The organism is Dyella sp. OK004 (assembly GCF_900114495.1).
Taxonomy (GTDB): domain Bacteria; phylum Pseudomonadota; class Gammaproteobacteria; order Xanthomonadales; family Rhodanobacteraceae; genus Dyella_D.
Map to the genome: position 1 here is coordinate 323,121 of NZ_FOZI01000005.1, position 13,399 is coordinate 336,519.

12 protein-coding genes are annotated in these 13,399 nt (G+C 62.8%); 8 read left to right on the plus strand and 4 right to left on the minus strand.

Annotation, left to right across the window (positions count from 1 at the left end):
• Positions 1-64: 64 nt before the first annotated feature.
• Together BM338_RS19630 and BM338_RS19635 are read left to right on the plus strand one after the other, a co-directional pair.
• A complete protein-coding gene (locus BM338_RS19630; RefSeq protein ID WP_090454038.1) occupies positions 65-826 on the plus strand; it encodes an NAD kinase in 762 nt (253 codons plus the stop codon).
• A 184-nt stretch (positions 827-1,010) separates the two neighbouring features.
• On the plus strand, positions 1,011-1,949 hold the full coding sequence (locus BM338_RS19635) for a 5'-nucleotidase (protein ID WP_090454040.1): 939 nt from the start codon (positions 1,011-1,013) through the stop codon (positions 1,947-1,949).
• On the opposite strand, the gene BM338_RS19640 is transcribed toward BM338_RS19635, so the two are convergent.
• Positions 1,950-2,468 carry a hypothetical protein gene (locus BM338_RS19640; protein ID WP_090454042.1) on the minus strand — a complete coding sequence of 173 codons (519 nt, stop codon included), beginning with the start codon at positions 2,466-2,468 and terminating at the stop codon, positions 1,950-1,952. It abuts the gene before it with no gap.
• Positions 2,469-2,681: 213 nt separating this feature from the next.
• A complete protein-coding gene (locus BM338_RS19645; RefSeq protein ID WP_090454045.1) occupies positions 2,682-3,557 on the minus strand; it encodes a DMT family transporter in 876 nt (291 codons plus the stop codon).
• Positions 3,558-3,713: 156 nt separating this feature from the next.
• Between BM338_RS19645 and BM338_RS19650 the strand changes: the two genes are divergently transcribed.
• The 6 genes from BM338_RS19650 to BM338_RS19675 all read left to right on the plus strand — a co-directional run bounded on the left by BM338_RS19650 (position 3,714) and on the right by BM338_RS19675 (position 10,077).
• A complete protein-coding gene (locus BM338_RS19650; RefSeq protein WP_090454047.1) occupies positions 3,714-4,883 on the plus strand; it encodes an acyl-CoA dehydrogenase family protein in 1,170 nt (389 codons plus the stop codon).
• A gap of 95 nt (positions 4,884-4,978) precedes the next feature.
• The gene (locus tag BM338_RS19655; RefSeq protein WP_090454205.1) at positions 4,979-5,527 is read left to right on the plus strand and encodes a GNAT family N-acetyltransferase; all 549 of its coding nucleotides are present in this window, start codon (positions 4,979-4,981) and stop codon (positions 5,525-5,527) included.
• A complete protein-coding gene (locus BM338_RS19660) occupies positions 5,524-6,087 on the plus strand; it encodes a hypothetical protein (protein ID WP_255367391.1) in 564 nt (187 codons plus the stop codon). Before BM338_RS19655 ends, BM338_RS19660 begins: the two co-directional genes overlap by 4 nt.
• A gap of 112 nt (positions 6,088-6,199) precedes the next feature.
• Positions 6,200-8,467 (plus strand): thiamine pyrophosphate-dependent enzyme, encoded by a 2,268-nt coding sequence (locus tag BM338_RS19665; protein ID WP_177229421.1) that lies wholly within the window; start codon positions 6,200-6,202, stop codon positions 8,465-8,467.
• Between the two features lie 72 nt (positions 8,468-8,539).
• On the plus strand, positions 8,540-9,085 hold the full coding sequence (locus tag BM338_RS19670) for an Ivy family c-type lysozyme inhibitor (protein ID WP_090454049.1): 546 nt from the start codon (positions 8,540-8,542) through the stop codon (positions 9,083-9,085).
• 440 nt (positions 9,086-9,525) lie between these two features.
• Positions 9,526-10,077, plus strand: a complete 552-nt coding sequence (locus BM338_RS19675) for an NADPH-dependent FMN reductase (protein WP_090454051.1) — start codon at positions 9,526-9,528, stop codon at positions 10,075-10,077.
• 78 nt (positions 10,078-10,155) lie between these two features.
• On the opposite strand, the gene ppk1 is transcribed toward BM338_RS19675, so the two are convergent.
• Both ppk1 and BM338_RS19685 read right to left on the minus strand, forming a co-directional pair.
• Complete coding sequence (gene ppk1, locus BM338_RS19680) at positions 10,156-12,330, minus strand: polyphosphate kinase 1 (protein ID WP_090454053.1); 2,175 nt, start codon at positions 12,328-12,330, stop codon at positions 10,156-10,158.
• A gap of 161 nt (positions 12,331-12,491) precedes the next feature.
• Positions 12,492-13,388, minus strand: coding sequence for a LysR family transcriptional regulator (locus tag BM338_RS19685; protein ID WP_090454055.1), 897 nt, complete (start codon positions 13,386-13,388; stop codon positions 12,492-12,494).
• Positions 13,389-13,399: the final 11 nt, after the last annotated feature.

Below are 13,399 nucleotides of genomic sequence, written 5' to 3' on the forward strand. Positions count from 1 at the left end.
TTGCGCCCTTTCTCTATCTGAGCTCAACTGAGACCCTCATTCACTGACCTCCTCACGGTTCCCCATGGCCTACGCCTTCGTCGCCAGTGAAACCAGCGTTGCCCAGCAGGCACGCCGCAAACTGGTCGACCGCTACGGCGACACGCCACCGGAACAGGCGGAGGCGATCGTGGCGCTCGGTGGCGACGGCTTCATGCTGCGCACCCTGCATGCGTATCGCGCACTGCCGGCGCCGGTGTACGGCATGAAGCTGGGACGGGTGGGCTTTCTGATGAACAAGCATCGCATCGACGATCTGGATGGGCGGATCACGCGTGCGCATGCGGCCGTGCTGTATCCGCTGGAGATGCAGGTCACGGATGTCAGCGGCGAAGTGCATCAGGCGTTGGCGTTCAACGAAGTTTCGCTGCTGCGCCAGAGCAACCAGGCCGCGCATCTGGAAGTGCAGCTCAACGAGGCGGTGAAGCTCGATGCGCTGGTATGCGACGGCATTCTGGTCTCCACGCCCGCCGGTTCCACTGCGTACAACCTCTCCGCGCATGGCCCGATCCTGCCGCTGGATGCCAACGTGCTGGCGCTAACCCCGATCAGCCCGTTTCGCCCGCGACGCTGGCGCGGTGCCATCCTGCCGCACCGTACCCAGGTGACGCTGCGTGTGCTCGATCCCGGCAAGCGACCGGTCAGCGCCACCGCCGATTTCCATGAAGTGCGCGACGTGCGCGACGTGGTCGTGAAGCAATCGGAAGGTCCCGGTGTGCGCCTGCTGTTTGATCCGGAACACAATCTGGAGCAGCGCATCCTCGACGAGCAATTCGCCCCCGACTGAGTCAAGGGCTCGGAAGGAGCGCACCCTGTGCGCGAAGGGCCCGCGTTAGCGGGTCCGGTTTTGCCACATTGGAAAGAAAGGGCGGCCCTGCTATGCAGGCCGTTTCGCGCACAGGGTGCGCTCCTACAGGTATTTCTTGGCGCTCTTTGCTAGATTCAACGGCAATATCGCCCATAGCACTTCCATGACCCGCGCAGTCACCACTCACGACCCATCCGCTGCCACCGACAATCGCCTGGTGGTTGCCATTTCCTCACGCGCGCTGTTCGATCTGGGCGACAGCCACGCCCTGTTCGAGCGTGACGGTCTGGACGCCTATCGCGCGTTCCAGATCGATCACGAGAACGAAATTCTCAAGCCGGGCGTGGCGTTTCCGTTGGTGCAGAAACTGCTCGGCCTGAACAAGCTGGCCGGCGATGTGCCGCCAGTTGAAGTGATCCTGCTATCGCGCAATTCGGGCGACACTGGCCTGCGTATTTTCAATGCCATCCAGCATTACGGTCTGGAAATCAGCCGGGCCGCGTTCACCAGCGGGGCGCCTACGTCCGACTACATCGCGCCGTTCAAGGCCGATCTGTTCCTTTCCGCCAATGCCGAAGACGTGGGCCGCGCTCTGATGGCTGGTGTGGCGGCGGCGACCATCCTGCCGTCGACCGCGCCGCCGCGCGCCACCGAGCAACTACGCATCGCCTTCGACGGCGATGCAGTGATCTTCGGCGATGAAGGCGAGCGGGTATCGCGCGAAGAGGGTCTGGAAGCATTCCATCGCAGCGAAACCGAACGGGCTGATGAGCCGCTGTCTGTAGGGCCGTTCCGCGGTTTCCTTTCAGCTGTACATCGTCTGCAGGCCGCGTTTCCCGCCGAAGACTCACCCATCCGCACCGCGCTGGTCACCGCGCGTTCGGCACCGGCGCACAAGCGCGTGATTCTCACCCTGCGTCGTTGGGGTGTGCGTATCGATGAGGCGCTGTTCCTGGGCGGTCGCGACAAGGGGCCGTTCCTCGATGCCTTCGGCGCTGATATCTTTTTCGACGACTCACCGGCCAATGTGGAATCCGCGCGGCAGCATGTCGCAACCGGACATGTGCCGCACGGCATCAGCAACCGCGAGCGCGGCGACTGACTAGAGGCATTCGGTCAGTCCTTCGTAGATTGACTTGTCCGTATTCGGCAGTGTGGTGTGGATCGGATCGCGCCCTTTTAGCGCGGCAATCAATTGCGCCGCGCTGGTATGCGCTGCGAGCGGACTGGTGCATTGCCACTGATGCAATGACACCACCACCTTGCCATCGCTGGGATTGATGTCCTCCGAGCTGGCCGCGATCACCCACACGCATTCGCCAATATCGCCACTGGCAGTCTCCACCGAGCAGCGATAGCTGAGCGCTTCGAGATTGGCGTATTCGCCCTCGCAGAACGTGTCACCACAGACATCGAGGAAATTGAGCTTGAGCTGATAGGTGATATCGAGCCAGGCATCCCGGTCCTGCCAGTCGGGCAGGTAGTCGTGAATGTCGACATAGGCGGGTGCTGCGGTGTTGCGTGACGCGCTTTTGCTCTTGGCCAGCGATAACGCTGGAGCACAAAGAAACAAGGTAAGCAGGGTCGCCGCCGCAGAAAGGCGTGAAGTGCGGATGCGCATGAGTCCATCTCCGTCCGTAGGCGTCTCATCCAGACGCAGGACTCATTGGGCATCACGGCAACGGTCCACGACAGACGGCCTGCGCGGGATATCGCGTAAGGAAATCGAGGTGCTTTTCGCGGAGAAAGTGATAGCTCGCGCGTCGGTATCTGGCGACTGCTGACGCCCGTCTATGCTGATGATTTGTACGGAGCTCTTTTGCGCAAGCTCCTGCTACACCAACTTGGCCCGCCGCCACCACGGGGTGACCTTGCCTTCCCGCACCAGGGTAAACAGGCCCGAGCCGAGGATCAGCGCGATGCCGATCAGCATCGGCCAGTCCAGATGGTCGCCGAACAGCCAATAGCCGAAGCCGATGGCCCAGAGCATCTGGCTGTATTGGGTGGGAGCCACGCGGTTGGCGGGTGCGTGCTGGGTAGCGAACATCAGCAGCACCCCGGCGAGGCCGGCCAGCAGGCCGTAGCCGGCCAGCAGGCCCCATTGCCAGAGCTCGGGCCAGACGAAATGGGGAAGCATCAGCACGCCACCGGCTACCAGCGGGCCGACCACCCCGGCGCCATACAGGCTGATGCGTTTCTCGTGGGCACCGGCCATGCGCAGCGCCACTACCGACAGCGCCCCGGAAAGCCCACATATCATCGCCGCCAAGTGGCCTACGCCCAGCGCGCGGAAGCCGGGCCGCAGCACCACCAGCACGCCGATAAAACCGGCCACCACCGCCGACCAGCGCCGCCAGCCCACGTGCTCCTTCAGGAATACCACCGAGAGCAGGGTCACGAAGATCGGCAGCAGGAAGATCAGCGCAAAAGCTTCCGCCATGGGCAGCGCCGTGAACGCGATCACGGCCGCGATATTGCAGATGGCGCCGGAGATGGCACGCACCCACCACAGGCTGGGTCGGTTGGCCTTGAATACCTCGATCCAGCGGTCCTGCGGCTTGCGGATAAAGGGCAGCGCCGAAAGCATCAGTACGGCGCCGAAAAACACCGCCTCGTAGGCTGGCAGCGAGCCGTGCAGGGACTTCACGAAGGCGTCGCTGATGGCGTAGGCCGCGTAGCAGGCGAAGCCCAGGAGTACACCTTTGATCATGGGGATTCCAGCGGAAAAGCGGGGGCGGGCAGGCCCGGCCATGGTCCCATAGGGAGACCCTTACGCCTACCCGTCGGTGCTGCACCTCGTCATGACCTGGAGGGACGGAGGCCGCTAGAATCGAGGGCTTGTCCCACCCACGTACGGAATCCCTGCATGTCCGCTCGCCTGAATCCGCTTGACCTGTATGACGTCCGCTCGCTGCTCACCGACGAGGAGCGCATGGTGCAGGACACCGTTGGCCGCTTCGTCGATGAAAAAGTGCTGCCGATCATTGGCGATGCGTTCGATCAGGCGCGGTTTCCGCAGGAGCTGGTTCCGGAGATCGCCAACCTCGGCCTGCTCGGCGCGACCCTTCCCGAGAAGTACGGTTGCGCCGGCATGAACGGCGTGAGCTACGGCCTGATCTGCCAGGAGCTGGAGCGCGGCGATTCCGGCCTGCGCAGCTTCGCCTCGGTACAGAGCTCGCTGTGCATGTACCCGATCTACGCCTACGGCACCGAAGAACAGAAGATGCACTACCTGCCGAAGATGGCGGCGGGCGAAATCATCGGTTGCTTTGGCCTCACCGAACCGCACGGTGGTTCTGATCCCGCCAACATGAAGACCAACGCCAAGAAAGACGGCGGCGACTGGGTCATCAACGGCGCCAAGATGTGGATCACCAACGGCAACCTCGCGCACATCGCCATTGTGTGGGCGCAGACCGAGGAAGGCATTCAGGGCTTTATCGTGCCGACCGACACCAAGGGCTTCACCGCCCAGGAAGTGCACAAGAAGATGAGCCTGCGCGCGTCGGTTACCTCCGCGCTGTTCTTCGACAACGTGCGCGTGCCGGACGCCAATCGCCTGCCGAACGTGAAGGGCCTGAAGGGTCCGCTCGGTTGCCTTACCCAGGCGCGCTACGGCATCACCTGGGGCCCGATCGGTGCCGCGCAGGCTTGCTTGAAAGAAGTGCTGGACTACACGCAGGAGCGTATCCTGTTCGGCCGTCCGCTCGCTTCCAATCAGGCCGTGCAGCTGAAGATGGCCGACATGGCCCGTCGCATCACCTCGGCACAGCTGTTGTCGCTACAGCTCGGTCGTTTGAAGGACGCCGACAAGATGCAGCCCACCCAGGTTTCGCTAGCCAAGTGGAACAACTGCCGCATGGCCATCGATATCGCACGCGAATGCCGCGACATCCTCGGCGGCGCTGGTATCACCACCGAGCATTCGGCGATCCGCCATGCGTTGAATCTGGAATCGGTGATTACGTACGAAGGCACCGAGACCGTGCATCAGCTGGTGGTGGGGCGTGAGCTGACCGGCATCAACGCGTTCTGATGGAGCGGTGGGCAACGACTATTTGAATCGTCATCCCGGCGAAGCTTGGGATGACGAGAGTCGTTGCGATCGACGGCTTGTGTGAGGTGTGTGACGTGAACTGGCAACACATACGCATCGAAACCGAACGCCTCATTCTGCGTCCACCGCAGCAAGAGGATTTCGACGCTTGGGCCGCCAACATGGCCGACGAGGAAGCTGCGCGTTTCATCGGTGGTTATCAGCCGCGCGCTGCCGCGTGGCGCGGCTTTCTCACCATGGCCGGTGCCTGGGCGATCCAGGGCTTCGGCATGTTCTCGGTGATCGAGAAGAGCACGGGTCAATGGGTCGGCCGGCTCGGTCCGTGGCAGCCCGAAGGTTGGCCAGGTACGGAAGTCGGCTGGGGTCTCGCACGTTCCGCGTGGGGCAAGGGTTATGCATTGGAGGGCGCCGTCGCCAGTATCGACTGGGCGTTCGAGCATCTTGGCTGGAACGACGTGATCCATAGCATCGACCGTGACAACCAGGCCTCGCAGGCATTGGCGATCCGTCTCGGGTCGCGCAATCGCGGGCCCGGTCGGCTGCCGGCGCCGCTTGAAGATCTGGAAATCGATATCTGGGGCCAGACGCGCGAGGAATGGCTGCAGCGCAGGCAGCAGTCATGAGCGCGGACAGCATCACCATGCGCGACACCTTGCGGCAAACGCTCGTCCATGTCCTGCCTGATCTGCAGAAGCACTGTCGCGAGCCGTGGTATCTGATCGGCAGTGCCGCGGCTTGGTTGGCCGGTGTGGATGTCAGCGTGGCCGACCTCGATGTACTTGCCAGCGCCGACGATGCGGCGCAGCTGGAAAACCAATGGCGCGACCTGCGCGATCCGGTCTATGCACCAGTCGGTGCGGAGCTGTTCCGTTCGCGTTTCGCGCGTTTCCGTTTTCCCGGTCTGCCAGTGGAAGTAATGGGCGGCCTGGAGCTGGATCGTGGCGACGGTTGGCAGCCTGTACAGGTCCATGAAGCGACCAGCGTCAGCGTGGCCGGCTTCACGGTACCGATTCCCACGGTGGCGGAGCAGATCCGCATCCTCGAGAGTTTCGGGCGGCCGAAGGATCTGCAGCGCGCCGCGTTGTTGAACGCGCTAAATCCCAGCAGCGCGGTTTTTAACTCCTCCCCCTGCTCGCGACGCGAAGCTAGTCCCGCGGGACAGGGGGAGGCCGGGAGGGGGTAAAGCCCTTGCGACAACCTCTCCCGAAACGCTTTCTCAAGCACTTACTCCTCCCCAACCCTCCCCTGCAAGCAGGGGAGGGAGCATAAGCTCCCGACGAGATTGCCTGTCCATCATGATTGCTCTTCCGTTTGCCCTTAGCGCCCGCCACAAAGGCTTCAACCGCGCCGAAATCGTCGACCAGAACTTCACCGAGTTCGTGCAGCTGTGGCAAGGCGACGTGCACCATGCACCGGATGACGGCGAGCCGGTACTGCTGGGCAGCGCGCTGGATGCGCGTGGATTTCGCGAGTTGCTGGGATCGCAGCTGATCTCGCGCCATCTCGACCTGATGGCGCGCGTGCTGCGCGTACAGAACAAGGTGTTCTACACCATCGGCTCCAGCGGCCACGAAGGCAATGCGATGGTGGCGCGGCTCACGCGCCACACCGACCCGGCATTCCTGCATTACCGCTCCGGCGGCTTCATGGCCGAGCGCTTCCGCAAATTGCCGGGCATGGATCCGATCATGGACTCCGCGCTGTCGTTTGCCGCCAGCAAGGACGATCCGGCTTCCGGTGGTCGCCACAAAGTGTGGGGCAGCAAACCGTTGTGGGTGTTGCCACAGACGTCGACCATCGCCTCGCATCTGCCCAAGGCCTTCGGTACAGCGGTGGCGATCGAGCAGGCGCGCCGCATCGGACACGCATTGCCGATTCCGGATGACAGCATTGCCGTTTGCTCGTTTGGCGACGCGTCGTCCAATCATGCCTCCGCGCAATCGGCCTTCAACGCCGCCGCGTGGACGGCCTACCAGAAGCTGCCGGCACCGGTGCTCTATGTGTGCGAGGACAACGGCATCGGCATTTCGGTGAAGACGCCCACCGGTTGGATCTCCAACAACTTCAAGCACCGCGCCAACCTGGACTATTTCTTCGCTGATGGCCTCGATCTGGCCGAGGGCTACGCGCAAGTGCAGCGTGCGGTGGATCACTGCCGCGACACGCGGCGCCCGACTTTCCTGCATCTGCGCACCACGCGCGTGATGGGGCATGCTGGCACCGATTTCGAGATCGAGTGGCGCAGCGTCGAAGAGTTGTTCGCGCTCGAATCCAGCGATCCGCTGCTGCGTTCCGCCGAGATTGCACTGTCTTCCGGCCTGTACACCAAGGCATCGCTGCTCGAACTTTACGAGACCACGCGCAAGCGCTGCTTCGAAGCGGCGGAGGACGCCGACCGCCGCCCGCGCATCACGTCGCTCGAAGACGTCATGAAGCCGTTGGCGCCGTACACGCCGACGGCGGTGAAGGCCGAAGCCGAACGCGCCGACTACGCCGAGCGCCGTCTCACCGTGTTCGGCAGCGAAGAAAAGCTGCCGGAGAAACAGCCGCCGCGCCATCTGGCTATCCAGATCGGCCAGGCCTTGCACGATGTCATGGCGAAGTATCCCGAGTCGCTGCTGTTCGGCGAGGACGTGGCGCAGAAGGGCGGGGTGTATACCGTCACCAAGGGTCTGTTCAAAACCTTCAAGGGCAACCGCGTGTTCAATACGCTGCTCGATGAGACGGTGATCCTTGGCCTGGCTCAGGGCTACGCCAACATGGGCATGCTGCCGATGCCGGAGATCCAGTATCTGGCGTACTTCCACAACGCCTGCGATCAGATTCGCGGCGAAGCCTGCAGTCTGCAGTTCTTCTCCAACGACCAGTACCGCAACCCGCTGGTGATGCGTGTGGCCTCGCTGGGCTATCAGAAGGGTTTTGGCGGTCACTTCCACAACGACAACTCGATTGCAGCGCTGCGCGATATCCCCGGATTGGTGGTGGGCTGCCCCAGCCGCGGCGACGATGCGGCCACCATGCTGCGTACGCTGATGGCGCTGGCGAAAGTGGACGGCCGCGTGTGTGCCTTCCTCGAGCCCATTGCGCTGTACATGACCAAAGATCTGTACGAAGCGGGCGATGGCCAATGGCAGTACGCCTATCCCGCGCCGGGCCAGGCGATGTCGCTGGGCGAAGGCCGCGTCTACAACGACAGCGCCAACGACCTGGTGGTGTTTACCTTCGGCAACGGCGTGCCTATGGCATTGCGCGCGGCGCGCACGATCGAAGCCCATCACGGCTGGAAGACCCGCGTGGTCGATCTGCGCTGGCTGGCGCCGCTCAACGACGCATTCATTGCGGATCAGGCGCGCAGTGCCAAGCGCATCCTCGTACTGGACGAAGGCCGCAAGAGCGCCGGTGTGGGCGAGGGCATCATCACCGCCATCGTTGAAGGTGGTTGTGGTGCGACGCCGCTACGGCGAGTAGTGGGTGCGGATACCTACACGCCGCTGGCTGGCGCGGCTTTGCTGGTGCTGCCGGGCGAGGCGGAGATCGTGGCGGCCGCCGACAAGCTGGCCTGAGTGGCGGAGGAAGGTTTCGATTCAGTCGGCGCTGCGTAAGTTGGCAAGGTGTAGCCAACGAAGGATCCGACGATGAAGCTCTCCGCTATCGCGCTCGCGTTTTCCGCAGCGCTCGCCTGTGCGGCCTGTTCGCAGGATAAGAACGGCGCCGCATCGGCGCCGGCCGCTAGCGCCACGACAAACAAGATCGAAGTGGCGAGCAGCATCAGTGCGGCAGATGGTGCGCCCGTCGATGCCGATCTGGCGGCCAAGGGGCCGTATCTGTTCGATCTGCTGCAGCGTCCCGATTTCTCGGCGGCTTTTGCCAAATTATCCGGTGTGTCCGATCTGCCTGACTGGACGCGTCAGGGTGGTACGTCTGCGCCGGCGCAGAACATTGTGGTGAGTGGTAAGCCCATGCTGGTCGCGAGCGGCTGCAAGCCGCACGATTGTCCGAGTGAGCGGATCGTGGTGCTTTATGACGAGAAGACGCATGAGTTGTGGGGCGTGTTTGCCAAGCGCACGGGGGAGGCGCCGGTGGATGTGGGTGATACCAGTAATGATCAGTTGAGTTGGTTGGGTGGGCCGGATGATGGTGTGAAGGCTTTGTTGAAGAGGAAGTTGTACTCGCCGGAGTGAGAGCTCGGCTCTTGAGCCATTTCCTCCTACTTCGTCATTCCGGCGCAGGCCGGAATCCAGTGCCTTATCGCCCGGTTTTAGCGTTTGCGTGTGCTGGCTCGCCTGTCGCGGGCTTCCGAACCGCTGCCGCGGCTCGGGTCACTTTCTCTTTGCTGGCCCAAAGAGAAAGTAACCAAAGAGAAATGGCCTAAGAGCAGGCGGTGCGCTTTGTAGCTGCGCCTTTTCCAGTGTCAGGCGTCGGGATAGTTCTCTTCGAGGTCTGATCGTTATTCCCTGTCGAGGCGCCACATCTCCCTCTCCCCTCCGGGGAGAGGGTTGGGGTGAGGGGTGGGTGCTTGCGATGGCGTTCGGTATGGCGCGAACAAGGCTTTTACGAAGCATCACCTGCGCTTAACCGCGCCTCGGCATGCTTGGCACTCCGGCATCGGTGGGAGCGGGCGATGAGCACGATCAAGGTTGCGGTTTTCATAGGCAGTTTGCGTAAGGAATCGATCAACAAGCGGTTGGCTCTGGCAGTAGAGCAGTTGGCGCCGAAGGAGCTTGTGTTTGAGCATGTACCTATCGGCGGATTGCCGCTGTATACGCAGGATTTCGATGGCGATTATCCGGCGGAATGCAGGCGTCTGAAGCAGACGGTCGAGGCGGCCAATGCGCTGTTGTTTGTGACGCCGGAGTACAACCGTTCCATGCCCGGTGTGCTCAAGAACGCGATTGATATCGCATCGCGTCCGTGGGGTACCAATTCGTTTGCTGGCAAGCCTGGGGCGGTGATCGGTGCTTCGATCGGCGCTACTGGCTCGGCGCTGGCTCAGCAGCATTTGCGCAATGTGTTGGCCTATGTCGACGTGCCTCTGCTGGCACAGCCGGAAGTGTTCATTCACTTCAAGGAAGGCCTGCTGGATGACCAGGGCCACATCGGCAGCGAGGGCACGCAGAAATTCCTGCAGGGCTTTGTCGATCGCTACGTAGCCTGGGTCAAGCGCTTCGTGTGATGCATGTAGGAGTGCACCCTGTGCGCGACACCCTATTGGCGTAGAGCTTCGCGTACAGGGTGCGCTCCTACAACGGTCTCAGACTTCGGTTGAGGCGCCTATGCCGCAGATTTTCTCCAGCAACTGCAATTGCACATTGCGCGTGGTCTGTCCCGGCGCGGGGTGCTGACGCACGTACTGGCCGTCGGGTTGCAGTTGCCAGGAGCTGGAGTTGTCGCTGAGGTACAGCTCCAGTTCCTTCTTCAAACGCTGCTGGAGTTTCTTGCTCTCGATCGGGAAGCCGGTTTCCACACGACGGTCGAGGTTGCGCTCCATCAGGTCGGCGCTGGCCAGGTAGAACTGCTCGTCGCCGTTGTTACCGAACCAATACACGCGGCTGTGCTCCAGGAAACGCCCGACGATGGAACGCACGCGGATGTTGTGCGACACCCCCGGCACGCCCGGCCGCAGGCAGCACATGCCGCGTACGATCAGATCAATCTTCACCCCGGCCATGCTCGCCTTGTAGAGCGCGCGGATCACCTTGGGATCAGTGATGGCATTGATCTTGGCGATGATCTGCGCCGGGCGCCCGGCCGTGGCGTGGGCGGTTTCGCGCGCGATCAGGTCGAGCAGGGTTTTCTTGAGCGTGAACGGCGCATGCAGCAGCTTCTTCATGCGCAGCACTTTGCCCATGCCGGTGAGCTGGCTGAAGAGTTTGTGCACGTCTTCGCACAGCACCTGATCGGAGGTAAGCAGGCTGTAGTCGGTGTACAGGCGCGCATTCCCGGTGTGGTAGTTGCCGGTGCCCATGTGGGCGTAGCGCACCAGTTCATCGCCTTCGCGGCGCTGGATCAGCATCAGCTTGGCATGTGTCTTCACACCCACTACGCCGTAGATCACCATGGCGCCGGCCTGTTGCAGGCGCGAAGCCAGGGTCAGGTTGGATTCCTCGTCGAAGCGCGCACGCAGTTCGACGACGACCGTGACTTCCTTGCCGGCGCGCGCCGCGTCTACCAGCGCATCGACGATTTCGGAATTGGCACCGCTGCGGTACAGCGTCTGCTTGATCGCCAGCACGCTCGGATCTTTCGCCGCCTGATGCAGCAGATCCACCACGGGTGCGAAGGACTCATAGGGGTGTAGCAGCAGTATGTCCTGCTTGCCGATCACCTGGAACAGATCCTCGGCTTTCTTCAGCGCCTTGGGAATCGCCGGCGTAAAGGGCGGATAGAGCAGTTGCGGCGCATCGGTCTTGCCGATCAGGCCGAACAGGCGCGACAGGTTTACCGGGCCGTTCACTTCATACATCTCGGCCGCGGCGAGGCCGAACTGCTTGAGCAGATAATCGGTGAGTGCTTTGGGGCAGTTGTCGGCCACCTCCAGACGCACCGCATCGCCGAAGCGGCGTGAGTAGAGCTCGCCGCGCAACGCGCGGGCCAGATCTTCCACGTCTTCCGGGTCGATGGTGAGGTCGGCGTTGCGGGTCAGACGGAACTGGTAGCAGCCATGCACCGACATCCCGGGGAACAGCTCTTCGGTATGCGCGTGAATGATGGAGGACAGCAGCACGAAGTTGTCGCCGCTCTCGCACACTTCGTCCGGCAGGCGGATCAGCCGCGGCAGCACGCGCGGCGCAGGCACGATGGCCAGCCCGGAATCGCGGCCGAACGCATCCACGCCTTCCAACTGCACGATGAAGTTGAGGCTCTTGTTCACCAGTAACGGGAACGGGTGCGTCGGGTCGAGGCCGATCGGCGTGATCAGCGGCGCGACTTCATGGCGGAAGTAGCGGCGCACCCATAGCTTCTGTTTGTGCGACCACTCGTTGCGGCGCACGATGCGGATGCCCTGGCGATCGAGCTGCGGCAATACATGCTCATTGAGGATGGCGTACTGCCGCTCGATCTGCTTGTGCGCGATCTCGCTGATTTCGGCCAGCACGCGCCGGGGCGAGATGCCGTCCGGCCCCACGATTTCATGATCGAACGCGATCTGGCTTTTCAGGCCCGCCACGCGGATCTCGTAGAACTCGTCCATGTTGCTGGAGAAGATCAGCAGGAACTTCAGCCGTTCCAGGATCGGCTTGCTCTCATCCAGCGCCTGCTCCAGCACGCGGATATTGAATTGCAGCTGCGACAGCTCGCGGTGGATATACAGATTGCTGTCGTTGAGGTCATGCACTGCGGCGACGGGTGCGCTCGCGGCAGGCATGTCCAGGGCAGGGGCGCTTTCTTCGACCGTAACGGTGGAGCGGTTTTCACTGCTGGACATCATGTCTTTCCTGGGCCCCTGGAGGCAGGGCCACTACGGGGAATAGGCATGCTACCTCGTTCCCGTGGCAAGCACGTCCTTGATGGGCCTACGACCTGGGGCCGTTTCGCGGCCGGTCATATTGCTACGGTCTTCTGACAGCGGCATGACATGGCAGGTGGTCAAGGGCTGTTTGCGTAGTCGATCAGAGCGCTCGCCAGATGGTCGAACAGCTTGCGCACGGCGAGGTGGCGACGCATGTCCTCGTGCATCACTACCCAGGTGTCCATGCCCAGCGCCAGTTTCTCCGGCAGCAGCCGTACCAGTTGCGGTTCGCGCGCGGCGAGTGGTACCTGACAGAAGCCGATGCCGTAGCCGGCGCGGATTGCCGCCAACGCAGCCAGGTCATTATCGGTACGCAGCGCGAACAGCTCGCGCGTGTAGGGCAGGTCCTTGGGGCGCAGGTTGCGAAGGTAGGGTGTCTCGCGGTCGAAGCCGATCAGGCTGTGCTCCCGCAATGCCTCTACTGTCTCCGGCCGGCCATGCGAACGCAGGTAGCGTTTGTGTGCATAAGCGCCCAGTTCGATGCGCCCGATATGACGGGTAACCAGCGCCTGCTGGGTGGGACGCGCCATGCGGATGGCGATGTCGGCGTCTTTGCGCAGCAGGTCTTCGGTCTGGTTGGACACAGACAGTTCGATCACCACCTCCGGCTGCGCCTTGCGGAACGCGGCGAGCATGGGTGGCAACACTTCCACGCTGATGATTTCGCTGGCGGTGATCCGCACTACGCCGCGGGTCTTGCCGTCCTGTGCGGTAGCCGCGCGGCGCAGTGCCGCAGTGGCGGCGGCCATGGCCTGTGCGTGGGGTTGCAGGGCGTAGGCCATGTCGGTCGGCACCAGCCCCTGCGGCGAGCGCGTGAACAGGTCGACGCCCAGGGCGGCCTCCAGATCGCGGATATGCCGGCCCAGGCTGGGCTGGGTCATGTCCAGCTCGCGCGCGGCGGCGGACAGGCTGCCCTCGCTCATGACAGCGAGGAACGAGCGGTAGAGGTTCCATTGCGGGTCGGGGTTAGCCATGCATATTTGTA